The organism is Thermaerobacter subterraneus DSM 13965 (assembly GCF_000183545.2).
Classification (GTDB): Bacteria; Bacillota; Sulfobacillia; order Thermaerobacterales; family Thermaerobacteraceae; genus Thermaerobacter; species Thermaerobacter subterraneus.
Genome location: NZ_JH976535.1, coordinates 1,459,475 through 1,485,992, shown reverse-complemented (window position 1 = coordinate 1,485,992; position 26,518 = coordinate 1,459,475). Strand labels below are relative to the sequence as shown.

Genomic DNA, 26,518 nt, shown 5'->3' with positions numbered 1-26,518 from the left:
TGTCCCGTCCCCGCCACAGCGGCCAGGGCCGGGCATCCCGCCGGGAGCCGGGATCTGGCCGGCCGGGACTCCGCCCCTTGGGCGTTTTAAGCCTTTCCGCCAGCCGTTTTCAGTTCGAGGAGCGCTGCCACGAGTCCTGCCGCCGTGTAGCGGCGCGGCACGCCGTCCACCGGCAGCCCCAGGGCGGCCGCCCGTTGGGCCGTGCGGGGGCCGATGCACACCACCCGGGGCCGGCCCGCCCCATCCCCTTGGCCATCACCGCGGAAGAACCGGCCCGGCCCCCCGGGGCCCGCTGCCCCGGCCAGCGCCTCGGCGGCGGAGGGGCTGGCCAGGGTCACCACGTCCACCTGCCGGTTCGCCAGCAGCTCCACCAGCACCGCCGCCTGATCATGCCGCAGCACCGTCCGGTAGACCACCGGAGCCCGCAGGTCGCCGCCGGCCGCCTCCACCGGCCGGGCGGCCGCCAGGGCGGCCCGGTCGCCCCGGGGCCAGACCACCCGCTGCCGCGGGGTGATGCGGCGGGCCAGTTCGTCCCACAACCGGGCGCCGGTGAACTCCGCCGGCATCAGATCGGGCCGGAGCCCCAAAGTCTCCCGCACGAAGCGGCGGGTTGCCTCCCCCACCACCGCCACCCGGGCACCCGCCAGGGCACGGGCATCCCGGCCCAGGGCGTCCAGCCGGCGGGCCAGAGCGGCGGCGCCGTTGCCGCTGGTCAGGACCCACCAGCTGCCTGAGGCAGACTCCAGCTCCCGGTCGAGCTCCCTCTCGCCGGCGGCGGGCTCCACGCCGATCAGGGGGATTTCCACCACCGTGGCCCCCAGCTGCCGCAAGAGCTCGGCCAGGCCCACGGCCTGTTCGGGAGCGCGGGTGACCGCCACCCGCCATCCGGCCAGCGGCGGGGCCGCCCAGCCGGCCACCGCGGCTGGCGCCCCGGTGCCGGAAGGCACCTCCCCGCTCCCCGCGCCGGCGACCGCGCCCGCCGCCCCGGATCCGGCGGGCCCGGGCAACGGCGGAGCCGCGGCGGCCGCCGCCCCACCCGGCCCACCCGGTGCCGGGGCCTCCCCGGGGGCAGGTCCGCCGCCGGGCGCGGCCAGCCGACCGGGCCAGGGCACGGGAATGAGGCCCACTCCCGCGGCAACCAGGGCTTCCATCTCCCCGCCCGGGAGACCGCCCCGAACCAGCCGGACCACCCGCAGCCCGGCGCGTGCCCACCGGGCCAGGCGCTGGGGAAGATGCTGGGGCGGCAGCCGGCCCGCCGCCTGCAGGTGTAAAGGAAGGGGCACGGAGGCGGAAACGGCCGCCGCCGGCGATGGCACCACCCACAGGGCGGCCGTGGGGGACCGCCACGCCTCGACCACCGCCTCCAGGCCGGGATCGGCCACCACCACCTCCGCCGCCTGCAGGATCCGGCTGGCCCGTACCGTCACCAGCCCGGGATCGCCCGGTCCCCCATCCACGATGTAGATCCAGCCCGGGGGCGCCCACAGGTCGGGGGCGCCGTCGTCCCCACCCCCTGCCATGGCGGAGGGCAGGACCGCCTCCTTTCCCTGCACCGGGCCCTGGTCCGGCGCAGGGGCCTGCACCCGCGGCCAGGCCGCCTCCGGGGGCACCCCGGCCCCGGCCGGCTCCCGGGACCCGGCGGGGCCGGCCGGATCCTTCCTGCGGTGCCCCTCATCCCCCGTCACCGTCACCGCCACCCGCTCCCCTTTCCCGGGGGGCCGGCCCCCCGGGGCCGCCCGCTCCGGCCGCCGGCCGCGACGCGGCCTCCACCATGACCCCCGCCTGGGCCAGGACGCCGGCAGCCCCCTTGGCCAGCAGCTGTTCCGCCAGGCGGCGCCCCGTGCCCTCCGGATCGGAAAGGGACCCTTCGCCGCGACCGGAGAGCCAGGGGCTTCCCGCGGGACCCGCCACCATGCCGTCGATGACGATCCGGCCGCCCTGCACCCGTGCCCAGGCCCCCAGGGGCACCCGGCACGTGCCTCCCAGTTCGGCCAGGAAGGCCCGTTCCGCCCGCACCGCCCGGCTGACCTCGGGCCGGTCGAGCACCTGGACCCGGCGGCGCACCGCCTCATCCCCGGCCCGGATCTCCACGGCCAGGGCCCCCTGGCCGGGGGCCGGCAGCAGTTCCAGGGGCGGCACCAGCGCGGAGATGCGCCCGGCGAAGCCCAGGCGGCGGAGACCGGCGGCGGCCAGCAGCAGGGCATCCCAGTGGCCTTCGTCCAGGCGGCGCAGGCGGGTATCCAGGTTGCCGCGGGCCGGCTCGACCGCCAGGTCCGGGCGGCGGGCCCGCAGCCAGGCTTGGCGGCGCAGGCTGCTGGTGCCCACGCGAGCGCCCGGCGGCAGGGCCGCCAGCAGGTCACGGGCCTCGCTGCCCGGCGGCTCCTCTCCGCCGGGACCCCTCACCGAGAGGCGGCCCGTCGCCGGCCGGGGGATCACCAGGGCGTCGGCCGGGTCTTCCCGCTGGGGAAAGGCCGCCAGCTCCAGGCCCTCGGGCAGCCGGGTGGGGACGTCCTTGGCGCTGTGCACGGCCAGGTCGATACGCCCCTCCAGCAGCGCCTCCTCCAGTTCCTTGACGAAAGCGCCGGGGCTGCTGAGGGCGTACAGGGGCCGCGACCGGTTGCGGTCGCCCAGCGTCGTCACGGGCACCAGCTCGACCCGGAGGCCGGGATGGTGGGTTTCCAGTTGCCGGGCCACCCATTGAGCCTGGATGCGTGCCAGGGCGCTGGCCCGGGTGCCGATGCGCAGGACCGCTGCTGTCAACCTCGTCCCTCCCCTCGCGGCTCCGGGCCGCCGGGCCGGGTCAGAACACGTGGCGTGCCGACCAGTGCGGCCCCACCACCAGGTAGTTCACCAGGATGACGGCAAAGCCCAGCAGGGACAGGTAAGCCAGCCGCCGGCCGCGCCAGCCGGCCCATGCCCGCAGGGCCAGGCAGGCGGCGTAGAACAGCCAGACGCCGGCGCTGGCAAGGACCTTCCCGTCACGGGCCCAGGGCCCCTCCCAGAGGCGGCCGGCCTGCAGGGTGCCGCTGGCCAGGGCCAGGGTGAGCAGGGCGAAGCCGCTGCCCACCAGCCACCAGCAGGCCCGGTCCATCTCCTCCAGGGCGGGCAGGTGGCGGTAGAGCCGGCTGAAGGCCTTGACCCGCAGCTGCCGCTCCTGGAGCAGGTACATGGCCGCCAGGGCCGAGGCCAGGCCGAAGGCTCCGTAGCTCAGAAGGGCGATGGTGGCGTGGAGCCAGACCCATGGACCGGCGCCAAGCAGCGGCGACCCGGCGGCGCCGGGTGCTGGCGCTGCCTGCACCTGCCCCGGAGCGGGCCCAGGCCCCGGTACCCCGGCGCCGGCTGCGGCACCGGCCGGCAGGCCGTCGGCGAGGCCGCCGCCGGGGAGCAGCGGGGCGCCCGCCGCCATCAGCACCAGCAACACCACCACGGGGGGCAGCATGAAGGCCCCCAGGGGTCGCAAGGGCAGCAGCGCCTCCAGCACGATGCCGTTGAGGATCCATGCCCAGCTCAGGAAGAACACCGATCCCTGGGGACTGGTGAAGGGGATGTGGCCGGTCGCCAGCGCCCCGCCCAGCAGCGCGGTGTGGGCGGACCAGGTCGCCCAGACAAGCCACCGGGCCGGGCCGTCCCGGGCAAAACCGGCCAGGACCCAGGCGTGCCAGGCCGCGGCCGCCAGGTAGCCCAAGGTGATGCCCACGTACCCCCACGCGAGCCAGCCCTGCACCCGGCCTCACCTGCCGCTCATGCCCGGCCGCTGCCGCTTTCCCCGGCCCGGCGGAGGGGCAGGGCCAGCACCGGGTCACCGGGCGCCGAACCGGCCGGGCCCGCGGCACCGGTGCCCCCTTCCGGTGCGGGCTCCGCGCCGTCTGCGGCGGCGGCCTGTCCCCGCCCGGCCCGGCGGCCCGCCGTGCCCTCCGGCCCGCCGGCAGCCGGCTCCGCCCCGGCCTGCCGCGCCGGCCGGCGTTCAGCGCGGCCGGGTTCGTCCAGGGCGAAGAGCTCGGTGAAAGCTTCGTCCAGGTAGACGGGGCCGCGCCCTCCGGCCACCGCCTCCTTCAGGCGCACCATGGGATCGTTCAGCAGCTTGTTGACGATCAGCCGGGTCAGGCCGTCGATGACCTGCCGGTCCCGCTCCGACAGGTGGGGAAGCTTGCGCAGGGCGCGGGCCAGCTCTTCCTGCCGCATGGCCTCGGCCTTGGCCCGCAAGGAGCGGATCAGAGGCACCACGTCCAGGCTGTGCAGCCACCCCTCAAAGCCCCGGACCTCTTCGTCGATCATGGCCTCGACCCGCGCCGCCTCCTCGCGCCGCAGCCGGAGGTTGGCTTCCACCACCGCCTGCAGGTCGTCGATGTCGTACAGGAACACCCCGTCCAACCGGCCCGCCGCCGGTTCGATGTCGCGGGGCACGGCGATATCCACAAGCAAGAGGGGCCGGCCCCGCCGGCGGCGCATGGCCTCCCGCACCATGGCGGCGGTGATCAGGGGCCGCCCGGCGCCGGTGGAACTGATCACCACGTCGCAGCGGTCCAGGGCCGCCGGTAGGTCGCCCAGGGACACCGCCTCACCGCCGTAAGCGGCGGCCAGTTGCCGGCCCCGCTCCAGGGTCCGGTTGGCCACCACCAGCCGGCAGCCACCCTCCTCGGCCAGGCTGCGGGCAGCCAGTTCCGCCGTCTCGCCGGCGCCCACCAGCAGCACCCGCCGCCCGTCCAGCTGGCCGAAGACCTTGCGGGCCAGTTCCACCGCCACGTAGCTGACGGACACCGCGTGCTGGCTGATGGCCGTCTCCGTCCGGGCCCGCTTCCCGACCGCCAGGGCCTGCTGGAAGAGACCGTGCAGCACCTTGCCACAGGTTCCCGCGGCGGCAGCCCCGTGGTAGGCTTCCCGTACCTGACCCAGGATCTGGCTCTCGCCCAGGACCATGGAGTCCAGGCCCGCCGCCACGCGGAACAGGTGTCGCGCCGCCGCGGCATCTTCCCGGGCATAGAGATAGGTCTCCAACCGGTCCGGGTCCATGCCGGCCCAGCGCGCCAGCACGTCCCGCACCTGGCGCCGGCCCTGGCCGTGGTGGGAGGCCGCCGCGTACACCTCCACCCGGTTGCAGGTGGAGAGCAGCACCACCTCGTCGACGGCCGGGCAGGCTGCCAGCTCCGCCAGGGCCGCCGGCAGGTCCTCCCCCGCCACCGCCAGGCGCTCCCGCACCGCGACCGGCGCCGTGCGGTGGTTCATGCCCAGCACCATCACGCCCATCAGGGTCGCCGCCCCTCATGCAAGCAGACGATGCCCGCCGACATGCGCCAGAAGCGGACGCCTTCCAGGCCGGCCGCCGCCATGAGGCGGGCCAGTTCCTCCGCCCCGGGAAACCCCTGCACCGACAGGGGCAGCCAGGCGTAGGGATCGGGACCCGGCCCCCGCCAGCGGCGGGCGGCCCACCGCCCCATGGCGGGGACCACCCGCTCGAAGTACCAGCGGAAGGGCACCCGGACCCAGGGCCAGGGACTGTGGGACAGCTCCAGGATCAGCACCCGGCCGCCGGGGCGGGTGACCCTGGCCATCTCGGCCAGGGCCCGGTCGAGGCCGGCCACGTTGCGCAAGGCGAAGCCCATGGTCACCAGGTCGAACTCGCCCGCCGCAAAGGGCATGTCCAGGGCGTCCCCCTGCACCAGCTCGACCCGGCCGGAGAGGCCCAGCGCCTCGAGCCGGTGCCGGGCAACGGCCAGCATGCCCGGGGAGAAATCCAGGCCGGTGACCCGGCCGGCAGGTCCCACCCGCCGGGCCAGCATGGCCGTGATCTCGCCGGTGCCGCAGGCCACGTCCAGGACCCGCGCCCCGTCCAGGGGCAGCTCCTCCAGCCGCCGGCGCAGCCGCCACTGCCAGTAGCGCCACTGCCCCAGGGTCATCAGCAGGTTCATCCGGTCGTAGCCGGGCGCAATGGTGTCGAAGAGCTCCCGGATGTACGTGGCCTTGTCGGCGCCCCGGCCCGGGGCCGGGCTCTGAGCCCCCATGCACGTCCCTTCCTCTTATCGCAGCGCCTCTTATCGCAGCGCCTCCCGGCGCCTCTTATCGCAGCGCCTCCCGCACCAGGTCGGCCACCTGCCAGGGCAGGGCGGCCACCCAGGCTCCCGCCGCCTCCAGGGCCTCGACCTTGCTCTGGTACGTGCCGCGGCCGCGCTCGATGATGGCCCCCGCGTGGCCCATGCGCTTGCCGGGCGGGGCATGCTTGCCCGCCAGGTAGGCCACCACGGGCTTGCTCATCCCCTTGATGTACTCCGCCGCTTCCTCTTCCGCGGTACCGCCGATCTCCCCCACCAGGACCACGGCCTCGGTCTCCCGGTCCTGCTCGAACATCTTGAGCACGTCGATGAAGGAGAGGCCCACCACCCGGTCGCCGCCCATGCCCACCACGGTGGACTGGCCGAAGCCGGCCTGGCTCAGCGACGCGGCGATCTCATAGGAAAGGGTACCACTGCGGGCCACGATGCCCACCCGGCCGGGGGTGTAGATCTGATTGGGCATGATCCCGATCTTGCTCTTCCCCGGCGAGATCACCCCGAAGGTGTTGGGGCCGATGATGGTCGCGCCCTTCAGCCGGGCCCGGGCCATGATCTCCATGGCATCGTGCAGGGGGACGTGCTCGGTGATGACCACCACCAGCTTGATCCCCGCCTCCAGGGCCTCCAGCACGGCGTCCTTGGTGAAGGGAGCGGGGACGAAGATGACGGAGGCCGTGGCCCCGTGCTTCTCCACCGCCGCTTCCACGGTGTCGTAGACGGGGACGCCCTTGACCTCCTGGCCCTCCTTGCCCGGCGAGACGCCCGCCACCACGCGGGTGCCGTACTCGATCATCTGGCCGGTGTGGAAACTGCCCTGGTGGCCCGTGATGCCCTGGACCACCACCCGGGTACGCTCATCGATCAGGATGGCCATTCACCGCTCCCCTCCCTGCCGGGCCAGCTCGACCGCCTTGCGGGCGGCCTCGCCCATGTCCCGGAAGGCCTCGATGCCGTGCTCGCGCAGGATCGCCACGCCCTTGTCCTCGTTGGTGCCCACCAGGCGCACCACCAGGGGCACGGGGATGCCCTGCTGCTGCTTGACGGTGACGATGGCGTTGGCCACGTCGTCGCAGCGGGTGATGCCGCCGAAGATGTTGACGAAGATGGCCTTGGGGTTGGTCGAAACCAGCACCGCCATGGCCTTCGCCATGGGCTCGACGGCCGCTCCGCCGCCCGCGTCCAGGAAGTTCATGGCCCGGCCGCCGTACTCGGCCAGCACGTCGATGGTGGCCATGGTGATCCCTGCGCCGTTGGCCATCACGGCGATGTCGCCGTCCAGCTCCACGTAGGACAGCCCGATCTCCCGCACCCGCTGCTCCAGTTCGGTGGCCTCGCTGACCTCGGGCAGGTCCTCATGGCGGAAGCGGCTGTCGTCGTCGATGTTCAGGCGCCCGTCGGCGGCAATCAGGCGGTCGCCGGAGATCACCAGGGGGTTGATCTCCACCAGCTCGGCGTCGTAGTCCCGGAAGATGCGGTAGAGGCGGGTGAGCAGGTCCGCGAACTGGCGGGCGACGGCACCCTCCAGGCCCAGCCGCCGGGCGATCCCCCGGGCGAAGTACGGGTAGAGGCCCAGGGTGATGTCCACCGGGCGCTTGACGATGTCCTTCTCGGGGACCTCCTCGATGTTCACGCCGCCGTGGACCGAGGCGATGACCAGCGGCAGCTTGCGGCCGGTGTCGACGGCGATGCCCAGGTACAGCTCCCGGTCGATGCGCAGCTTCTCCTCCACCAGCACCCGCTCGACCCGGTAGCCCCGCACCTCCTGCCCCAGCAGGTCCGCCGCCACCTGCCGGGCCTGGTCGGGCGTGTCGGCGAAGCGGATGCCGCCAGCCTTGCCCCGGCCCCCGGCCAGGACCTGGGACTTCACCGCCACCGGCCCGCCGACCTCGGCGGCCACCCGGGCGGCCTCCTCGGGCGTCGCCGCCACCCGGCCCCGGGGCGTGGGAATGCCCCGCTCCCGGAAGACCTCCTTGGCCATGTACTCGAAGAACTTCAACCGATCTCACCTCGCAGGGAGGTTGTTGGACGAACCGGCCGCCAGGCGCGCCCGGACGGCTTCCACCCGGGCGGCCGTCTCCCGGCCCACCTCGCCGGGATCCCGGGGGATCCGGGCCACCCCCGTGGCCACCGCGGCCTCCGCCACCGCGGCCGCCACTGCCGGTGCCACCCGCGGGTCCCCGGCTTCCGGGATGATGTAGCCCGCCGACAGGCGGTCCGGCTCCACCAGGGCGGCGATGGCCCGGGCCGCCGCCAGCTTCATCGCCTCGTTGATCTCCCGGGCCCGGACGTCCAGGGCACCCCGGAACACCCCGGGGAACGCCAGCACGTTGTTGATCTGGTTGGGGAAGTCCGAGCGGCCCGTGCAGACCACCTGCGCCCCCGCCGCCGCCGCCTCGTCCGGGAAGATCTCCGGCGTGGGGTTCGCCATGGCCATGACGATCGCCCCCGGCGCCATGCTGCGCACCATCTCCGGAGTGACGGCCCCCGCCCGGGAGAGGCCGATGAACACGTCGGCCCCAGCCAGCACGCTGGCCAGGTCGCCCCGCAGGCCTGCGGGGTTGCTGCGCTCGGCCACCCGCTGCTTGTACGGGTTCATCCCGTAGGGCCGGCCGGGATAGAGGGCCCCCCGGCTGTCACACAGCACCAGGTCCCGGGCGCCCATGTCCAGCAAAAGCTGGCTGGTGGCGATCCCCGCCGCCCCGGCCCCGTTCACCACGATGCGGACCCGGTCCAGTTGCTTCCCCACCACCCGCAGGGCGTTCAAGAGCGCGGCGGCGGTGACGATGGCCGTGCCGTGCTGGTCGTCGTGGAAGACGGGAATGTCCAGCTCCGCCCGCAGCCGGGCCTCGACCTCGAAGCAGCGGGGGGCTGCGATGTCTTCCAGGTTGATCCCGCCGAAGCTGGGAGCCAGGGCCGCCACCAGTTCCACCAGGCGGCCCACCTCCCGCGCCTGGACGCAGAGGGGCACCGCGTCCACCGCGGCGTAGAGCTTGAACAGGATCGCCTTGCCCTCCATCACGGGCAAGGCGGCCGCGGGGCCGATGTCCCCCAGCCCCAGCACGGCCGATCCGTCGGACACCACCGCCACCAGGTTGCCCCGTGCCGTCAGCTCGAAGGCCTCGTCGGGGTTGGCGGCGATGAGGCGGCAAGGCTCCGCCACCCCGGGCGTGTAGGCCAGGCTGAGATCCCGGCCATCCCGCAGGGGCACCTTGCTGGCGATCTCGATCTTCCCCCGGGCCTGGCGGTGCAGCGCCACCGCCTGGGCCCGCAGTCGCTCGTCATGATCGTGGGCAACCGGTCCGGCCAATGCCGTGCATCCCCTCTTGGCCGCCTGGCCCGTCCCGCCCGCCCGGCCACCGGGCTGCCCGGTCGCCGGCCCGCCCCGCTGCCGGGCCGCCGGGCCGGCGGGCTACAGTTCCAGCCTGGACAGGGTCTCCCGCACGTCCGCCGCCGAGCGGGCGAAGGCCTGGCGTTCTTCCTCGGTCAACTCGATCTCCAGGATCCTCTCGATGCCGCCGCCCCCCAGCACCACGGGCACGCCCATGAAGATCCCCGACTCGCCGTATTCTCCCTCGAGATAGGCCGAAACCGGCAGGACGCGCTTGCGGTCGCGAAGGATGGCCTCCACCATCTCGGCCATGGCGGCACCGGGGGCGAAGAAGGCCGAACCCGTCTTCAGCAGGCGCACGATCTCGGCACCGCCGTCCCGCGTCCGCTGCACCAGCTCGTCGATCTTCTCCTTGGGGAGCAGCTGGGTCACGGGGATGCCGCCCACGTGGGTATAGCGCGGCAGGGGCACCATGGAGTCGCCGTGGCCGCCCAGCACCAGGGCGTGGACGTCTTCGAAGGAGACGTTGAGCTCCCGGGCGATGAAGGTGCGGAAGCGGGCGGAATCCAGGATGCCCGACTGGCCCATCACCCGGTGCTTGGGGAAGCCGCTGACCTTGTAGGCCACGTAGCACATGACGTCCAGCGGGTTCGTCAGCACGATCAAGTAGGCGTCGGGCGAGTACCGGGCCACCTGGGCGGTGATGTCGCGGACGATGCCCGTGTTGATGTTCACCAGGTCGTCCCGGCTCATGCCCGGCTTGCGCGCAGCCCCGGCGGTGATCACCACCACGTCGGAGCCCGCCGTGTCGGCATAGTCGTTGGACCCGGTGAGGATGGTGTCAAAGGCTTCCACGGGGGCCGCCTGCATCAGGTCGAGGGCCTTCCCCTGCGGCATGCCCTCGACCACGTCCACCAGGACGATATCGGCCACCTGCTTGATGGCCAGCCAGTGGGCCAGAGCGGCGCCCGTGTTCCCGGCGCCGACGATGCTGACCTTGGGTCGCTTCAACCTAGCCTCCCCCTCTGCGACGGAACTGCGGGTGGAACCGGCCGGACCCGCCGCGGCTCAGCGGCCCCCGGCGCGGGCCGCCGGCCGGGCAGCGGGCCGTTGCATCCGCCGGGCGCTAGGCGCCGGCACCCGTACCGGGTGCCCGCGGGGCCGGTCGTGAACCCGGGGCCTGCAGGCGGCCCAGCTCCCGCTCCAGCTCGCCCAGCCGGCGCACCAGGCGCCAGACATAGGCGAAGAGCAGGCCGAACGCCACCGTGTAGGCCCAAAACAAATAAACCAGAAGTTGTTGATCCAGTTCCGGGGTGATGGGCGGCACCTTACCCCTCCTCCGTCCCGGCCCGGGCTTGCCGCACGCCATCGGCCAGGCGGGCAAGCCGCAGCCTCTGGTTGAGCAGCAGGAAGAACAGCAGGGTGAAGGCTGCCACCGCCGCCTGCAGGGCCAGGCGCATGGCCGGGTCCAGGTTCATGTCGCCGCCGCCCCGCAGGACGGGATGGATGGAGGTCCACCACACCGACGACATGTAGACGATGGGCACGTTGAGGAACCCGGCGATGCCCAGGACCGCCGAATACCGGCCCCGGGCGGCCGGATCGTCCACCGCCGCCCGGATGAGCAGGTAACCGGCGTAGAGGAACCAGAGGATCAGCGTGGTGGTGAGCTTGGGATCCCAGGTCCACCAGACGCCCCAGACGGCGCGCGCCCAGAGGGAGCCCATGATCAGGGTGATGGTGGTGAAGAGGACCCCCAGCTCGGCAGCCGACTCTGCCAGCCGGTCCCAGCGCCGCTGCGGGCCCCGCAGGTACGCGATGGAGGCCGCGAAGACGATGGCGAAGGCCAGGAAGCCGACCCAGGCCGCCGCCACGTGGAAATAGAAGATGCGCTGGACGTTGCCCATCACCCGTTCGGGCGGTGCGTAGCGAAACGCCATGTAGAGGGCCCCGACCAGCGCGCCGTAGGTTGTCACCGTCCAAGCTGCCGCCAGGCGTGACATGGCTCGCCTCCTAGCGGGCTACCACATAGTCGAACAGCAGGGCGCCGGCGACCAGGAACATGGTATCATACACCGCCAGCACCCGAAACCAAAGGGCCGCCTGTTCGGGGGCCCCGGACAGGGCGGCGCCGGCGACCTGCACCGACGCCAGCAGCACCGGTGCCGTCAGGGGGAACAACAGCACGGGCAGAAGCGCCTCCCGCCCCCGCACGGCGGCCGTCAAGGCGCCCAGCAGGGTGCCTACCGCCGCCAGCCCCGCCGTCCCCAGCCCCAGGACCAGGAGGAAGCCGTCCCAGCGCACCGGTCCCTGGAACCCCAGCCAGGCCATGACCACCGGTCCCAGCACGAGCTCCAGGGCCAGCAGTTGAACGCCCTGGGACACCACCCGGGCCAGGTAGAGGGCGCTGCGGTCGGCCGGTGCCAGCAGCAGGCCGTCCAGGGTGCCCCGGTCCGCGTCCCGGGCAAACCCCCGGCCGAAGAGAAGGACGGCGGCGAAGTAGAATGCCACCCAGACCAGACCCCCCATGAGGGGCGACAGGTCATGGCGGCCGGGATCCAGGGCGAAGGCCAAAGCCAGCCCCACCAGCAGGACGAAGGTGGCCAGGTTGGCCAGGCCCTCCCGCCGGCGCCATTCCTGGCGGAGATCAAGCTCCACCAGGGTCCTCAGGACGGTCCCCACCGGCGTCGGGGCCGGCTCGGGCGGCTGCGCCGCGCCCGCTGCCATCGGAGCCGGGGCCCCCGGCGGCAGCGGGCGCGGATCCGGCGCCGGCAGCCCCGCCGGCACGGACCGCGGTGGGCCCGCCTCGGGCCCGCCGCCGGAGCCGGAGCTGCTCGCCGCGGGTGCCCCCCCGGGAACCCGGCGCGCCGGCCGGCGAAACCAGGCCGCCGGCGGGGCCGCCAGCGGCCCGCCCCGGCGCATGGGCTGCCCACGCCAGCCAGGCCTCCAGGTCCGCCGTCCCGACGCCTGCCGCCGGGACGTCGTGACCGGACCCCCCCGCCAGCAGGAGCAGCCGGCCGGCCAGGCGCAGCGCCCGGTCCGGCTCGTGCAGGACGACCACGGCCGTCCCGCCGGCCGCCGCATGCTCCTCTACCAGGTTTTCCAGCAACCGGGCAGCACCGGCGTCCAGGCCGGTGAAGGGCTCGTCCCACAGCCACAGAAGCGGCCGGTGCATCATGGCCCGGGCCACTTCCAGCCGCTGGGCCAGCCCACGGGAGAGGTGCGCCGCCGGCCGGGCGGCGACGGCGTCCAGGTTAAGCCGGTCCAGGAGCTCCCGGGCCCGCTCCTCGGCCTCCTGGCGGGACAATCCGTAAAGGCGGCCGAAGAAGATCAGGTTCTCCCAGGCCGACAGCTCGGGAAAGGCCAGCGGACGATGCCCCACGTAGCCCACCCGGCGCCGCCAGGCGGGCTCCGCCGGCCGGGCGGGGGCACCGGCCACCCGCACCGTGCCCGCACTGGGCCAGAGCAGGCCGGCCACCACCTGCAGCAGGGTGGTCTTGCCGGCACCGTTGGGCCCCATGACGGCGCCCACTTCGCCCGGGCCGAGCCTCCAGTGAAGGGACCGGAAGACCACCTGGTCACCGTGGGCCCGTTCCAGGCCCGCCAGCTCCAGCACCGGTGCGCCGCGTCCGGGCCGGGAGCCGGGCGCCAGGTCACCGGCCGGTATGACCGGCCGGGGCGCCCCCTGCGTCACCGGACCGGCGCCTCCCCTCGAGGGGCTTCCGCCGCGACCGCCTCGCCGGCTCCCGGAAGGCGGGGGCCACCGGCCGTCCACGCCCGCCGGGTGGCCGCCACCGCCGCCTCCACCAGGCGCCGGCGCTCCTCCCGGTAGAGGGCCTCCGGCACCTCACCGGCGGCATGGGCCCGGTCCAGGTCGACGATGGCCTCGATCAAGAGCCGGCGGCGCAGCCACCAGCGGCGCGGGCCCCGCCGCCAGCGGGCGGCGCCCGCCAGCGCCAGGGCCACCACCGCTCCGGCGGCCATCGCGGCGGCGACCCCCGCCCCGCCGCCGGTACCGGCCCCGCCTGCAACGGTGGCCCCCCGGGCCCGCAAGTCACCCTGGCCCGGGAGGAGGTCGCTCCCCGGCGCGCTCCCCGGGCTGCCCGTTCCCGGTGCCGTCCCGCCACCCTCACCGGTCCCGGACTGGGGCGAGCCGCCCGCCTGCCCCGCGGCAACTCCCGGCGGCATGAGAAGGATCGTGTAGGTGCCCGCCTCCAACGGACCTGCCCGCCACACCGCCAGGTCGTTGCCCGGCATGCCCAGGTCCGTTCCCGGCACGGTGCCGGCGGGCTGCAGCCCGTTGCCGGCTGCCTCCAGCGTTCCGGCCACCGTCATCACCAGCAGCTGGTCCACGGCCGCGGGCAGGTCCACCACCAGCCGCCCCCGGCTGGCCCGGGTATCGGCAATGAAGGCATACGCGTAGTCGCGGCTTTCGCCCGGCGGGGGCGGCGACGCGTCCTCCAGCGTCTCCCCCGTCCAGCGGAGGCCTTCGGGCAGCGGCCGGGAAGGCTGGGCCAGCCGGAGCGACGGCAAGGTCAGGGCCCCGTCGGCACCGGCGCCCGGTCCCTCCTGGCCGGGCCAGCGGGCCAGCACCAGCACGGCCATGCCTTGGCCGGCGGGCTCGGGGTGGACCACCAGGGCGACCCGCTCCCAGGTCCCCGGCGTCACCGCTTCAGCCCCTGCCTCTTGCCCCCGGGGGGTGCCGGCCCCGGGACCAGCCGGCACCTGGCCGTCGCGCGGTGGGGCCCCTTCCGCCGCCGCGGCGGGGCGGGTTCCTCCTCCGGCCAGGGCCAAGGCAATCCCCAGCACGAAGACCACCACCAGCACGGTGGCGGTCCAGGCCTGCGTGCGGCGATCCCATGGCTTTCTTCCCGCCACCCCGGCGGAGGGGCGCTCCAGGCACCCCGGGCTGGGGTGCCGGCTGCCCCGGGCGGCGGCCGTCTCCTTACCAGATCTTCGCATTCCGCCGTTCCAGCCCCTAGCGTTCACGCCCTTGCCCGGGCCGTCCGGCCGGGACCGGTCCCGCCATGCGGACGGTCCCGGGCGCCTGATCACCGGGCCGCCTGGGTCCCCGCCGCCTCGTACTTGGACGGGCATTTCACCATCACCCGGTCGGCCACCAGGGTCGCGCCCTGCAGGCGCCCCTCCACCACCACGTCCACGCCGTCCTGAAGCAGGTCGGGCTTCACGCCCTTGTAGACCACGGGCAGGGTCCGGCCCGAATCCCCGGTCATGGCAAACCGGAGGGTCACCTGCTGCACGGCCCAGTCCACCGTTCCCGGTTCCACCTTGCCCTGGACCCGGACGAACCGGTCGCCCAGACCGGCAGCCTGGTCCAGGGCCTGGTCCACGGAGAGATAGTAGGTCTTGGCGCTCTGAAAACCCATCAAGGAGAGGTAGGCGATACCCGCCACCACCACCAGCACGGCCGCAGCCACCTTCACACGGATGGACAACGCCGTCACCGCCCTTGCAGGTCTAGGCACGGTCACCCGATTATAGGCGCAGCCGGGATGCCCGTACAACCGGGCGCGGGCCCGAGGCCCGCGCCTGCACCCTCGCCGGGGCGCAGCCGGCACCGGCCGGCCGCCGGCCGGTGTGCCCCGGGTGGCGGCCCGTCCTCCTACTCCTCCAGGTGCAGGGCATGCACCTCCACCTGCCGGCGGGTGCGGTAGACGTGGCTCAGGGCCAGAGCCTGGCCGTAGATGCGGTAGTAGACCCGCACCCGGACCGCACCGTCGACGGTGTAGGTCCCCGGACGCCGCCAGCGCACCGAGAACGCGGGGGCCGGGTCGTAGTCCACCTGCACCCGCTCCGTGAAAGGCGGATTCTGGATGTCCGCCTGCAGGCGAAACACGGCGGGCCGGCCGGTCACCCAGTCCTGGGGCCCCTCCAGGCGGAGGGTCACCCGGGGTGCCTGGGGTGCGGCGGCATTGAAAAGCCGCCACAAGGCCATTTCCTGGGCCGCCGCCAGCACGGCGTCGTCCACCATCCCCGGCACCGCCGCTCCTACGGCCCGCGCCACCGCCTCCGCCGCAGGGATCACCACCCGCCACCGGTGACGGATCAGCGCCCGGCCCGTGACGTCGTAGGAGACGGCCTCCACCTGATACGTACCCGCCCTGGGAAACCGGTGGGGCTGGCGGACGATGGCATGGGCGGGCAGGGGATCCACCCAGGACGAACCGTCGCCGAAGGACCAGCGCCACAGGACATGGCCCCGCTCCAGGGGCTTCCAGTGGGTGGTCTGGAAGGTGGGCAGGGTGACCTCGAAGGCGGGCATGCCGGCCGGCAGGTCCAGCACTCCCTGGCCGGGGAGCGGCGGGATCGCCGGGGACCGGTGGACGCGCCGCTCCCCGCGCCCGCCCGCCTCCGGGCCCCGCCGGGGAGCCCGCGGGAAGGGTGGGGCCGGGGGCGACCACCGCGGCCGTTCCACCGCCTCCGGGTCCAGGCCGGGACCGGCCAGCCAGGGATCGGCCGCGCCGCCGGCCGGTCCCGGATCCGGCCCGGTGCCCCCGGGCCCGGCCCATTCCGGCGCCGGCGGAAGAACCCGGCCCGCGGGGCTTCCCGGTCCCGCGGCGCCTTCGTCTTGCCAGCTGACCCTCCACGCCAGGGCGGGGGACGCCGCCCCTGCGTCGGGGTCGCCGGGCTCCGCGGGACCGCCCGGACCGGCAGCGCCGGGGCCGGACCCGGCGCCGAAACGCACCTGGGTGTAACCTGCGTCCCCGGGCACCCAGAAGACCCAAGCGTCCCCTTCCCGCTGCCCCTCCAGGAACAGCCACCGGCCGGAGGCGTCCCGGCCCGCCGCCCAGGCCACCTCCAGGCTCCCGCCGCCGGCGGCCCGCAGCTCCAGGCGCCAGTAGCCGCGCAGCAGGGGCAAGCCAGCCACCGCCCCCGCCGCCGCCGGGCCGCCTCCCGGCGCGGCCTGCAGGACCGGTGCCGCCAGCCCCGCGCCACGTGGAGGCCCACCGTCCCAGACCACCGGCGCGGCCTGGGCCACCCCCGCCACCACGAGGGCGACGGCCGCCGCCCCGGCAAGCCGGAGGGCCGCACCGTACCGCCTCCCCATCATGCCTTCCCCCTCACCGGTTCCGCCCCGGGCCCGCCGGGCCGGAGAGGCCACGCCCCGGACCGGCCGCCCGCTGGCATCGGGCCCGGCCGCGCGCCGGTCCCGCCGCTGGACGGGCCGCTCCCGGCCCGGCCTTGCCCGCGGCGGGCGGCCCCCGCCGCCACCGCCACCCCTCCCGCCCTGGTGGGTCCGGCCGGCGGGCATCCCCATCAACCATATTATGCCTCTGTCATCCATAATTTAGCAAGGCATATTACACCTGTTACGTTCAAAGCCCACCTGTGGAGCGGGGATCGGCGTACGGGATCGGTGGTCGCCGTGGCGGCGGTCCCCGGCCGCGGGCGCCCGTCGCCGCAGCGGGAGACGGGAGCGGGCGGGCCTTCACGTTAAAGAGGCCGGACCCGTCCTTTCCTGGTCTGATCTGGGGAAAGGCCGGCAGCGCAAGGCCCTCCGCTGAACAGGCCGGCCACCTCTGGGCATGCGGAAACAAGAAGGCCCCCGCGCCGCGGGCCGCGGGGGCGTAGGATCCGGGAGCGCTGCCTGGCCGCCGGCTCCGGCCGGGCGGCGAGGCCGCCCGCCGCGACCGGGGCATGCCAGGCACCCGCCCGGCAGAGGACTTGGACCTTGGCAGCGCAGCAGGGCTATTCCTCCAGGTGGCGGGCGATGAAGCCGGCCGCCGTCTCCGCCAGCTTCAGCTCCAGCGTCCCCGTGTCCCGCCCCTGTTCCCGGGAGGCGATGATCACCGCGCCCACGGGGTCGCCCCCGACTACGATGGGGGCGATCACCTCGCTGGCAAAGGGGCACGGCTTGTCCTCGTCGGCCCCGATGAGCGGCCCGGGGTGGCGGTGCCGGTCGGATGTGAAGTGCAGCACCTGGCGCTGTTCCATGGCCTGGTAGACCACGGAGCCGATGGGCTTGCCGGCGAACTCCCGCGGTGCGGCGCCGGCCACGGTCACCACCTGGTCCCGGTCCGTCACCATGGCGACCAGGCCCGAGGCGGCGGCCAGGGACTGGGCGATGCCGCTGACCATCTCCTCCAGGTCGGCGATGGCCGAGTACTTCTTGAGGATGACCTCGCCGCCCTTGTCAACAAAGATCTCCAGGGGATCACCGTCGCGGATGTTCATGCTCCGGCGGATCTCGATGGGAATCACGATCCGTCCCAGGTCGTCGATGCGCCGAACCACCCCAGTGGCCTTCATGGCGTCACCTCTTCTGCCGTGGTGTGGAAGAACCGGCCCGGCGCCCAGGCCGCGGTGCTTCCGTGGCAGCCCCATGGGCCAGGGCCAGCGGCCTGGGGCCCGCGCCACCTGGCGGCAACCGCCACGGAGCCCGGCACCGGAACGCCGGCCCGGTGCCACCGGGGCCGGCAACGAGGCGTGACCGGCCCGCCAGCATGCGGCCTTCGGGCCATGGGCACTGGTGGGGTTAGTATGCAGTCACGTCCTGGCCGCTTATTCGACAGGCCAGCCAGAGATGGGAGAAGCTGTCAGAAGGACAAAAACAGGGGAGGCGGCTTGACCGCCTCCCCCGGCGGGGTCACAAGCGCCTCGGCACCCGATCCGGATAGGGAACTTGTGACCCGCGCAGGCATACCTTGTCCCGCCGGGCGGCGCCCCACACAGCCACATCCTGCCATGGCCGGCGGTGGCCGGGATGCGGGCTGCCCGGCGGCTTCTACCGCCCCGGCGGCCCGAACCCGCCGTCGAGATAGGCCCGCACCAGGGCCTCGACCACCCGCACGCGGTCCAGCTTCTGAATCAGCACCCGCGCGCCGCGGTGGGCGGTGATGTACGCCGGCTCGCCGGTCACCAGGAAGTGGGCCAGCTGCCGCGCGGGGTCGTATCCCCGCTCCCCGAGGGCAGCCAGCACCTGGGCCAGCACCTGCCGCTCCTCCTCTTCCAGGGCGGTGCCGCCTCCCGGGGAAAGGAGGGGCAGGCGCCGGGTTCCCTCGCTGCCCACGGCGGGGATCCAGGCCGTCCCGGGCCCAGGGACAGGCGGCACCGCCGGCTCGCGGGCCGCCGCCTGCTCGTCCCCGGCAGCGGCCGGGCCACCGCCGCGCGGGTCACGGCCCCCGCCGGGGCCGGCGCAACCCGCCGGCCCCGGCGACGGCGCCGGGTGCCGGTTCACCGGTTCGTCCCCGGTGTCCCGCTTGTGTTCCATGACGGTACGCCTCCCGCCGGTGGCCGCGCCCGTGCCCGGCGCTAGAGCAGCATCTCGCCGGACTTGGGAAAGTAACCCGAGCCGATCAACGCCTCCATGATGCGGTGGACCTCCGCGAACATCGGCTCCACGTCGGGCTCCTCGCTGCAGTCCACCTGCCAGACGTACACGGCGTACGCCTCGTGCACTGCCACCCGGCCGTCGGGAAGCACCGAGATGACGAACTTCACCTCGGGGATGTTGTCGTGCTCGATGTGTTCGAACAGGATCTGCTTGATGGAGTTGGCCAGCGGCGGCACCTGCTCGGCCGACGGCACGTCGAACACGTAGCGGATCTCCACGTCGACGGTGAGGTCCGGCTGCCCCTCCTTGTGGGTGCAGTCGTCCTCTTCTGCATGATACAGGCCGCAACTGCCCCCGTAGACCGTCTCCGCCGTCAGCACCGAGTCCCAGGTGAAGCTGATCTCCGCCCGGACCCGGTGGGGCGGCTCGTCCCCTTCCGGGACGCACACGAACAGGCAGTGGCGGTCCATGGTCTGGGTCTCCACGTGGTGCTCGACGCGCCGGATCTCCAGGCCGGCGGCTTCCGCCGCGTCGAAGAGCACGTCGCACAGGTCTTCGTAACGCAACATCAGGCGGTGCCCCTTCCGGAGTGAACCACTCCCTAAGGCGTGGAGCGCCGGGACCTTTCGCCCCGGGCTCCGTCAGAGGAAAAGTATAATACTTTTGCCGGAAGGGGGGGCCGGTTTTGCCGCCCTTCCGCCGAGGAGGGTTGCTATGGCCACCCAGCCTGCGCCGGGGACGAGCCCCGGCGTCTACCTGGACAACGCCGCCACCACCCGGGCACGCCCCGAGGTGGTCGAGGCCATGGTCGACGCCCTGCAGAACCGCTTCGGCAACCCCGCCTCCCTGCACACGGCGGGGCTGGAGGCCGAGCGGCTGGTCAAGGAGGCCCGGGCGGTGCTGGCCCGTGCCCTGGACGTTCCGGCCGACGACCTCTACTTCACCTCCGGCGGCACCGAGGCCAACAACTGGGCTCTGCGGGGGATGCTGGCCGCCTACCCGCGGCGGGGGCGCCACCTGGTGACCACCGCCATCGAGCACTCGTCCATCCTGACCACGGCGCGCCGCCTGGAGGAGGAAGGCTACCGGCTCACCGTGGTGCCCGCCGACGGCCGGGGCCGGGTCGACCCCGAGCGGGTGGCCGCGGCCGTCGCGCCCGACACCGTGCTGGTCAGCGTCATGCTGGTCAACAACGAGATCGGGTCGATCCAGCCCATCGCCGACATCGTCCAGGCGGTGCGCCGGCGGCGCCCGGAGGTGCTGGTCCACGTGGACGCCGTGCAGGCCTTCGGCAAGATGCCGGTGCGCCCCCGGGCCTGGGGCGTGGACCTGCTGACGGTGAGCGCCCACAAGATCCACGGGCCCAAGGGCACCGGCGCCCTGTACGTACGCCGCGGCGTGCGCATCCAGCCCCTGCTGACGGGCGGCGAGCAGGAGGGCGGCCTGCGGCCCGGTACCCACAACGTGCCGGGCATCGCCGGCTTCGGCGTGGCGGCCCGGCTGATCCTGGCCGAGCAGCCCGAGCTGGGCCGCCGGCTGCAGGCGCTCAAGGAGCGGCTGGTGGAGCGGGTCCAGGCGGAGATCCCTGAGGTGTATGTCAACGGGCCCGACCCGGCGGAGGGTGCGCCCCACATCGTCAACCTCTCGGTGGTGGGGGCCCGGGGCGAGGTCCTGGTCCACGCCCTGGCCCAGCGGGGCGTGTACGTGTCCACCGGGTCGGCCTGTACCTCGCGGCGCACGGCCCCCAGCCACGTTCTGCAGGCCCTGGGGCTTCCGCCGGCCCGGCTGGATTCGGCTCTGCGGGTGAGCCTGGGCCGGGAGACCACCGAGGGCGACGTGGAGCGCTTCGTCGCGGCCCTGCGGGAGGCGGCCGCCGAGGTGCGGGCGGTGGCGTCGGTGCGCGCCCGCCACTAACCCGCCGCGAACCCGCCACTAACCGGCCGATTCGTCCCGGCCGGTCCGGAGGAGGCACACCTTGGATTCCGTCCTGCTTGTCCGCTATGGCGAGATCGGTCTAAAGGGGAAGAACCGGCCCCAGTTCGAGCAGGCCCTGGTCCGCCGGATCCGGCGGGCCCTGGCCGCCTGGCCCGGGGTCGCCGTCTACCGCACGCCGGGCAGGGTCTGGGTGGAGCCGCCGCCCGGCACCGATCCGGAACCCCTGCTGGAGAGCCTGCAACGGGTCTTCGGCATCGTGGCCGTGGCGCCGGCCGAGCGGGTGGACCTCCACCTGGAGGCCATCGCCGCGGCGGCCGCCCGGGCCCTGGAGGCCGCCCTGGCCGCCAGGGGCGGGGCCGGCGGGGTAGGCACCGGAGGCGCGCCGACCTTCAAGGTGGAAGCCCGGCGCTCCAACAAGCGGTTCCCCCTGACGTCGCTGGATCTGAACCGCGAGCTGGGCAGCCGGCTGCTGGCGGCCCGTCCTGAGCTCAAGGTCGACGTCCAGCGCCCCCAGATCACGGTTCACGTGGAGGTGCGCCACGACGGCGCTTATGTCTACGCCCGGTCCGTGCCGGGACCCGGCGGGCTGCCCGTCGGGGTGACGGGCCGGGCCTGCGCGCTGCTGTCGGGCGGGATCGACAGCCCCGTGGCCGTGTGGATGGCCATGAAGCGGGGCCTTGTTCCCATCTGCGTCCACTTCCACAGCCCGCCCTTCACCAGCGAGCGGGCCCGGGAAAAGGTGGTCGACCTCACCCGGGTGCTGGCGCGCTGGGGCGGACCGCTGCCCCTCTGGGTGGTGCACTTCACCGAGGTCCAGCGGGCGATCCAGCTGGAGTGCCCGCCGGAGCTCACCATCACCCTGATGCGGCGGATGATGTTCCGCCTGGCCGAGCGCATCGCGGCCCGGGAGCGGGCCCTGGCCCTGGTCACGGGCGAGAGCCTGGGACAGGTGGCCAGCCAGACCCTGGAAAGCATCCGCACCATCTCGGCGGTGGCGACCCTGCCCGTGCTGCGGCCGCTCATCGGCATGGACAAGGCGGAGATCGTCGAGCGGGCCAGGGCCATCGGCACCTACGACACCTCCGTGCTGCCGTACGAAGACTGCTGCACCCTCTTCGTTCCGGCCCACCCCGCCACCCGGCCGCGGCCCGAGCAGGCGGAGCAGGCCGAGGCGGTGCGGGACTGGGAACCGCTGCTGGCAGAGGCCCTGGAGCGCAGCGAGCGCCTGGTGGTCGAACCGGCCCAGGGGCCGTGAAGGCTCCGCCCGTAAAGAGGGGCGGGCCGGGGTCCACCCAGCGGTCCCCGGCCCGCCCCTTCCTTCTCCGGCCTGTACCCGCCGTCAGCCCGTACCGTTGGCGCTGGCCTGTCCCCCCGGGGCTCTCCCCTGGCGGCCCGCGTCGGGCTGGGCGCGGTGACGCCCCCGCCGGTTTCCCCGCCGGCGGCCGCGCCGCCGCCGGCGCCCCTCCCCCCGCTGGGGATGGGCCACGCCGTTGGCCCCGGCCGCCTCCATGCCCATGGCCGGGGTGCCGGCCGGCCGCCCACCCGCCGGCTGGCCCGCCGCCAGGCTGCTGGCGGCGGGCCGCACCGTGCCGTTGGTCCCGTGGGGTGCACCGGTGGCCGCCACCTCCCCGGCGGCGGGCCGCGCCGGTCCCGGCCGGAAGCCGCCCGGCCCTTCCACCGTCAGGCGCAACCCCTCTTCCAGGACACCGCCCAGGCCCAGGCGGTTGCCGTGGCGGTCGGTCACCACCAGCTTCCCCGCCACCGTGTCCTGGTAGACGGTCTCAGAATAACGGAGCAGTGCATGGCGCACGCTGGCGCCCGGATAGACGTCCACCGGATGGTTGTTGACAAATACCCGCACGGCCGACTTCACCACCTTCCCGCGGGCCTCGCGGCCCGTGCCGTGCCCTGTCGAAATTAACCTGAACCGGTTCCCCGCCGGTATATCCACCGGCGGGCCCCTTTTTGCCAGCCCCGTGCCCGTGCCGCGGGCCCCGCATGGCCACCCCGGGTCGCGTCCCGGGGTCGGGGCGGCATCCGGCCCGCCGCCGGCGGGAGCGCCGGCGCGGCGGCTGCGGGTCCGCCGGCCCAACGAGGAGCCTGTAACCCAATTGGTTCGTCAAGAAGGCCGCCGCGTCCTGCGCGTTAGGGCCGGAGCCCGGCCGGGGCGCGGCCCTCCTCGGGGCGGTCGTCGTGCCGGCGCCGGGGGACCCTGCCGGAGGACCCTGACCCCCGCCCTGAACCTGCTCCCTCAGACCGGCTTCCGCGCGGGCCGAGCCCCTTCCGCCAGGGCCCTGGCCGCCGCCTGGCGGACGGCCGCATCCGGGTCTTGCGCCCGGGCCCGTTCCAGGGCCTCCCGGGCGGCATCGCCCCCGATCCGGGCCAGGGCCCAGGCGGCCAGGGCGCGCAGGTCGGGCCGCGGATCCCCCAGGAGCACGCGGGCCAGAGCCGGAACCGCCGGCCGGGCCGCAGGACCCCGGTTGCCCAGGGCGACGATGGCGTTGCGCTGCCAGGCCTTGCGGCCCCGCCATGCCCCCGTCAGGGGCCGGTATCTCGCCTGAAACGCGGCGCGGCCCATGGCCAGAAGGTCCGGCAGAAGGGGAGCCGCCGGGTCCTCGGGGTCACCGGGCCGTGGCCGCAGGGCAGGATGGCCCGGCACGGCCCGGCGATTGAACGGGCACACCGCCTGGCATGCATCGCAACCGTACAGGCTCTGGCCGAGGGCAGCCCGTTCCTCCTCGTCCAGCATGCCCGGCTTCTGGCTCAAGAAGGAGATGCAGCGCCGGGGATCCAGCTGCCGCGGCGCAAGGAAGGCGCCCGTGGGGCAAGCCCGCAGGCAGAGGTCGCAGCCGGCGCAGGCATCGGCCAGGGGCTGGTCGGGGGGAAGTTCCACGTCGGTGACCAGCTCGCCCAGGAAGACCCAGGACCCGGCCCCGGGCACGATCAGGCACGCGTTCTTGCCAATCCAGCCGATCCCCGCCTGCCGGGCCCAGGCCCGGTCCACCAGCGGCCCGGTGTCCACCTGCACGGCCCACCGGCAGCCACCCGGCACCGTGGCTTCCAGCCAGCGGCCCAGCGCTTGGAGCCGCCGGGTCATGACGTGCTGGTACGAGCGGGTCCGGCCCGCCGCCGCCACATAGCCCCGCAGGGAGGGCGGCTCGCGGCGCCCACCCCGGTCGCCTGTGCCCTCCCGGGGTCCTTGCCCCTCCGCCGCCCGGCGCCGGGTGCGGGGAGGGTCGTAGGCCATGGCCACGGCCACCACCGAGCGGGCACCCGGCAACAGGCTGGAAGGGTCCGCTCGCCGGGCCGGGTCCGGATCTTCCCAGGGGGTGGCCATCCCCTGCGCCTGGCGCCGCCGCAGGAGCCACTCCAGATCCACCTGGGGGGCGGCGGCCGCCACGCCGGCCGCCACGAAACCCAGCCGGCGCGCCTCGGCCAGGAGGGCTCGCTTGAGGCCGGCCGGATCGGGACAAGCCATGGGCATCCCTCCCCTCGGGGCCCGGTCCCGGCGCGCCAGGGAGAACGCGCAAAAAGGCGGCCACCCGGCTGCCCGGGTCGCCGCCCGACCCCGTCTTTCCTTCATTGTACCGTCTACCGACCGGGGTGCCGACTCACCAGCTTGGACCGGTGGTGGGCGGGCCTCCCGCCCCTGCCAGCTGTTGTTCGGCCAGGGCGATCATCCGCCGGACCATCTGGCCGCCCAAGCGGCCGCCCAGGCGCCCGCCGATGGCGCCGCAATCCCGGGTCGTCATCTCCCCCCAGCCCACCTGGCGGATCCGGTCGGCCAGGCCGAGTTCCTCGGCCACCTCCCACTTCTGCCGGTCCAGGGCCGCGTCGTAGGCGTGGGGCGAGGCCGCGCCGGGCGGCAACAGGCCGATTTCCTGGGCGACTTCCATCTTCAAGCGGTCCAGCCCCGGCTGCGCGCCGGGAACCAGCAGGTCGCCGGCGCCGCGTCGTCTGGCCATGCAGGCACCACCTCGGGTTCGGTGTTCGGCCGCGAAAGACGGGCCATTTGTAGTGTGAGAAGGCCCGCCGGGCCGATACCCCCGATGCCTGGCGCCGGTGGGGCAGGCTGCCGTCCGGCAGGCGGCCGGCCCGCCGGGCGCCTGCCCGCTGACGCTTCAGTCAGCTCCCGGATCCCGCGCGCGAAAGGCGTACCACAGCGGGTCGAACGCCGCCACCCGGCGCCGCCAGCGACGCCGCGCCAGCATGGCTCGCCGCCGGCGAAGGACCGTCCAGGCCGCGGCCAGCAAGGCCAAGCCCCAGGCGTAGGGCCACGGCTGCCGCGCCTTGACCGCCCGGGCCGCCGCTTCCCAGGCCGTGAGCGGCTCGACCGCCGCGCCGCTGAGCAAGGGGATCCGGTCGACGACCTGGTCGCCCACGCGCACCACCAGGGTGCCGACCCGCGCGCCCTCGCCCACCGGCGCCTGCAAGGCCTGCTCCAGCTCCACCTGGCGCCGGACCGGCGGCGCCGGCTCGTCCCGAGGAACCAGCCACCGGACGCCGTAGGCGGCGACGGCCGCCACGCTGTCCTGCCGGCCGCCCCGTACCGGCACCTGCCCCACCCGCTCGCCGGCCTGCACCAGCGGCAGGGGCTCAAAGCGGGCAAAACCCCAGTCCATCAGGGCCGCCATGTCCCGGTACATCCCCGTGGGATGCGCCCCCAGCAGGACCCCGACCAGCTCGACGCCGCCGCGCTGCGCCGACGCCACCAGGGCTCCACGGGCGGCGCTGGTGTAGCCGTTCTTCACACCCGTGGCGCCGTCGTAGCGCCAGAGGAACCGGTTGTGGTTGTAAAGCACCCGCTCCGAGTTCTTTTCGGGCCAGGGCATCCGGTACTCCCTGGTTCCCACGACGCGCCGGAAGGTGGGATTGGCCAGGGCTACCCGGGCCAGGGTGGCCAGGTCCCGCGCCGAGGTGTAGTGGTCCCGGCTGGCGAGCCCGTGGGGATCGGCGAAGCGGGTGTGTTCCAGGCCCAGTTCCCGGGCGCGCTGGTTCATCCACTGGACGAAGGTCTCCACGGACCCGGCCAGGCCTTCGGCGATGGCCACCGCCGCGTCGTTGCCCGACTGGAGCATGAGCCCGTAGAGAAGCTCTTCCAGGGTCCGCTGCTCGCCTAGGGCCAGGTAGAGGCTGGACCCCTCGACGCCGAAGGCCCGCTGGCTGGTGGTGATGACCTGCTGCAGGTCCCCTCGCTCGATGGCCAGCAGGGCCGTCATGATCTTGGTCGTGCTGGCCATAGGCATGGTGGCGTCGGCGTTGCGCGCGTAGAGCACCTGCCCGGTGGCCGCGTCCACCAGGATGGCCGCCCGGGCGTCTTGGGATGGCGGCTGCTGGGGTGCGGACCCTTCCGCCCGGACCCGGGCCGCCGGGACCCCGGGGACCGCGCCCGCCAGGACCGCCAGCCCCAGGGCGACGGCAAGCAGCACGAACCCGCCGCGCCGCACCGCTTGTTGCCACGGCGCGCATCCCCCCGCCTGCCGGCGCCCTCCATGACCGCCCCTCCCCCACCGGCCTGCGGAGGGCCGCCGGTTGGTTGCAGCCGGCAACCTGCATGGCACCTCCTTGCTGCCGTACGCCGAAGACCGGTCTCCAGCCTTCGGGCGCCTGGTCCGGCGCCAGGCCACCAGCGGGCCTGGGCCGCAGCCCATCCGCTGCCCGGGCCGCGGCAAGTCCAGCGGCCCTGCCTTCCAGTCCGGCGGCGTCGCCGGCCCCTTGACGCGCCCGGCCGCCGCCCTGGCAGGGGACGCCCGGGCCACCGGCCCGCCGCCCGCCCGGACCCCACAGGGGCCCGGGCGACACGGTATATCCTTCAGGCTTTTGGCTAAGGACCGGGGCGGTTCCTCCCGCCGGCTCAAGACCCAGGGATGGTGAATCGTTCCACCGCCCCTGGCTTCGCAGGACCCCGCCCGG

At 74.4% G+C, this 26,518-nt stretch carries 25 protein-coding genes; 2 read left to right on the top strand and 23 right to left on the bottom strand.

Going from position 1 to position 26,518, the window contains the following annotated elements; genetic code table 11:
* Positions 1–86: 86 nt before the first annotated feature.
* The 19 genes from THESUDRAFT_RS14965 to THESUDRAFT_RS06065 all read right to left on the bottom strand — a co-directional run bounded on the left by THESUDRAFT_RS14965 (position 87) and on the right by THESUDRAFT_RS06065 (position 19,239).
* Positions 87–1,691: a uroporphyrinogen-III synthase gene (locus THESUDRAFT_RS14965; protein WP_006903888.1), complete on the bottom strand. Its 1,605-nt coding sequence runs from the start codon at positions 1,689–1,691 to the stop codon at positions 87–89.
* The gene (gene hemC, locus THESUDRAFT_RS06150; RefSeq protein WP_006903887.1) at positions 1,672–2,760 is read right to left on the bottom strand and encodes a hydroxymethylbilane synthase; all 1,089 of its coding nucleotides are present in this window, start codon (positions 2,758–2,760) and stop codon (positions 1,672–1,674) included. Before hemC ends, THESUDRAFT_RS14965 begins: the two co-directional genes overlap by 20 nt.
* Before the next feature lie 40 nt (positions 2,761–2,800).
* On the bottom strand, positions 2,801–3,724 hold the full coding sequence (locus THESUDRAFT_RS06145) for a cytochrome C assembly family protein (protein WP_006903886.1): 924 nt from the start codon (positions 3,722–3,724) through the stop codon (positions 2,801–2,803).
* 17 nt (positions 3,725–3,741) lie between these two features.
* Entirely contained in the window at positions 3,742–5,244 is a 1,503-nt protein-coding gene (gene hemA, locus THESUDRAFT_RS06140; protein ID WP_006903885.1) for a glutamyl-tRNA reductase, read from the bottom strand.
* A complete protein-coding gene (locus tag THESUDRAFT_RS06135) occupies positions 5,244–5,999 on the bottom strand; it encodes a class I SAM-dependent methyltransferase (RefSeq protein WP_006903884.1) in 756 nt (251 codons plus the stop codon). The genes hemA and THESUDRAFT_RS06135 overlap by 1 nt, the downstream gene beginning before the upstream one ends.
* A 55-nt stretch (positions 6,000–6,054) precedes the next feature.
* On the bottom strand, positions 6,055–6,921 hold the full coding sequence (sucD, locus tag THESUDRAFT_RS06130; protein ID WP_006903883.1) for a succinate--CoA ligase subunit alpha: 867 nt from the start codon (positions 6,919–6,921) through the stop codon (positions 6,055–6,057).
* Positions 6,922–8,043: an ADP-forming succinate--CoA ligase subunit beta gene (gene sucC, locus THESUDRAFT_RS06125; protein ID WP_006903882.1), complete on the bottom strand. Its 1,122-nt coding sequence runs from the start codon at positions 8,041–8,043 to the stop codon at positions 6,922–6,924.
* A gap of 6 nt (positions 8,044–8,049) precedes the next feature.
* Positions 8,050–9,354: an NAD(P)-dependent malic enzyme gene (locus tag THESUDRAFT_RS06120; protein ID WP_006903881.1), complete on the bottom strand. Its 1,305-nt coding sequence runs from the start codon at positions 9,352–9,354 to the stop codon at positions 8,050–8,052.
* A gap of 102 nt (positions 9,355–9,456) precedes the next feature.
* Complete coding sequence (mdh, locus tag THESUDRAFT_RS06115) at positions 9,457–10,386, bottom strand: malate dehydrogenase (RefSeq protein ID WP_006903880.1); 930 nt, start codon at positions 10,384–10,386, stop codon at positions 9,457–9,459.
* 115 nt (positions 10,387–10,501) lie between these two features.
* Positions 10,502–10,702, bottom strand: coding sequence for a CcmD family protein (locus THESUDRAFT_RS06110; protein WP_006903879.1), 201 nt, complete (start codon positions 10,700–10,702; stop codon positions 10,502–10,504).
* A 1-nt stretch (position 10,703) separates the two neighbouring features.
* Positions 10,704–11,378, bottom strand: a complete 675-nt coding sequence (locus THESUDRAFT_RS06105) for a cytochrome c biogenesis protein (protein WP_006903878.1) — start codon at positions 11,376–11,378, stop codon at positions 10,704–10,706.
* A gap of 10 nt (positions 11,379–11,388) precedes the next feature.
* Complete coding sequence (locus THESUDRAFT_RS13705) at positions 11,389–12,033, bottom strand: heme exporter protein CcmB (RefSeq protein ID WP_006903877.1); 645 nt, start codon at positions 12,031–12,033, stop codon at positions 11,389–11,391.
* On the bottom strand, positions 12,023–13,069 hold the full coding sequence (gene ccmA, locus THESUDRAFT_RS12240) for a heme ABC exporter ATP-binding protein CcmA (protein ID WP_006903876.1): 1,047 nt from the start codon (positions 13,067–13,069) through the stop codon (positions 12,023–12,025). Before ccmA ends, THESUDRAFT_RS13705 begins: the two co-directional genes overlap by 11 nt.
* Positions 13,066–14,337, bottom strand: coding sequence for a hypothetical protein (locus THESUDRAFT_RS06090; RefSeq protein WP_156821736.1), 1,272 nt, complete (start codon positions 14,335–14,337; stop codon positions 13,066–13,068). Before THESUDRAFT_RS06090 ends, ccmA begins: the two co-directional genes overlap by 4 nt.
* An 89-nt stretch (positions 14,338–14,426) precedes the next feature.
* The gene (locus THESUDRAFT_RS06085) at positions 14,427–14,840 is read right to left on the bottom strand and encodes a cytochrome c maturation protein CcmE (protein ID WP_242823262.1); all 414 of its coding nucleotides are present in this window, start codon (positions 14,838–14,840) and stop codon (positions 14,427–14,429) included.
* A 158-nt stretch (positions 14,841–14,998) separates the two neighbouring features.
* Entirely contained in the window at positions 14,999–16,447 is a 1,449-nt protein-coding gene (locus THESUDRAFT_RS06080; RefSeq protein ID WP_006903873.1) for a PKD domain-containing protein, read from the bottom strand.
* Between the two features lie 638 nt (positions 16,448–17,085).
* Positions 17,086–17,646, bottom strand: a complete 561-nt coding sequence (locus tag THESUDRAFT_RS06075) for a stage V sporulation T C-terminal domain-containing protein (protein WP_006903872.1) — start codon at positions 17,644–17,646, stop codon at positions 17,086–17,088.
* A gap of 475 nt (positions 17,647–18,121) precedes the next feature.
* Positions 18,122–18,607, bottom strand: coding sequence for an IreB family regulatory phosphoprotein (locus THESUDRAFT_RS14380; RefSeq protein ID WP_006903871.1), 486 nt, complete (start codon positions 18,605–18,607; stop codon positions 18,122–18,124).
* A 41-nt stretch (positions 18,608–18,648) separates the two neighbouring features.
* Positions 18,649–19,239 carry a hypothetical protein gene (locus tag THESUDRAFT_RS06065; protein WP_006903870.1) on the bottom strand — a complete coding sequence of 197 codons (591 nt, stop codon included), beginning with the start codon at positions 19,237–19,239 and terminating at the stop codon, positions 18,649–18,651.
* Between the two features lie 145 nt (positions 19,240–19,384).
* Here THESUDRAFT_RS06065 and THESUDRAFT_RS06060 point away from each other — a divergent pair, with 145 nt between their 5' ends.
* Both THESUDRAFT_RS06060 and thiI read left to right on the top strand, forming a co-directional pair.
* Positions 19,385–20,584, top strand: coding sequence for a cysteine desulfurase family protein (locus THESUDRAFT_RS06060; protein ID WP_006903869.1), 1,200 nt, complete (start codon positions 19,385–19,387; stop codon positions 20,582–20,584).
* A gap of 61 nt (positions 20,585–20,645) precedes the next feature.
* Complete coding sequence (gene thiI, locus THESUDRAFT_RS06055) at positions 20,646–21,860, top strand: tRNA uracil 4-sulfurtransferase ThiI (RefSeq protein WP_006903868.1); 1,215 nt, start codon at positions 20,646–20,648, stop codon at positions 21,858–21,860.
* A gap of 84 nt (positions 21,861–21,944) precedes the next feature.
* Here thiI and THESUDRAFT_RS06050 read toward each other — a convergent pair whose 3' ends face one another.
* The 4 genes from THESUDRAFT_RS06050 to THESUDRAFT_RS06035 form a co-directional block, all read right to left on the bottom strand.
* On the bottom strand, positions 21,945–22,481 hold the full coding sequence (locus tag THESUDRAFT_RS06050) for a hypothetical protein (protein WP_242823261.1): 537 nt from the start codon (positions 22,479–22,481) through the stop codon (positions 21,945–21,947).
* Between the two features lie 375 nt (positions 22,482–22,856).
* Positions 22,857–24,083 carry a tRNA epoxyqueuosine(34) reductase QueG gene (gene queG / locus THESUDRAFT_RS06045; protein ID WP_006903866.1) on the bottom strand — a complete coding sequence of 409 codons (1,227 nt, stop codon included), beginning with the start codon at positions 24,081–24,083 and terminating at the stop codon, positions 22,857–22,859.
* A 133-nt stretch (positions 24,084–24,216) separates the two neighbouring features.
* A complete protein-coding gene (locus tag THESUDRAFT_RS06040; protein WP_006903865.1) occupies positions 24,217–24,570 on the bottom strand; it encodes an alpha/beta-type small acid-soluble spore protein in 354 nt (117 codons plus the stop codon).
* 156 nt (positions 24,571–24,726) lie between these two features.
* On the bottom strand, positions 24,727–26,034 hold the full coding sequence (locus tag THESUDRAFT_RS06035; RefSeq protein WP_242823260.1) for a D-alanyl-D-alanine carboxypeptidase family protein: 1,308 nt from the start codon (positions 26,032–26,034) through the stop codon (positions 24,727–24,729).
* Between the last annotated feature and the right edge of the window lie 484 nt (positions 26,035–26,518).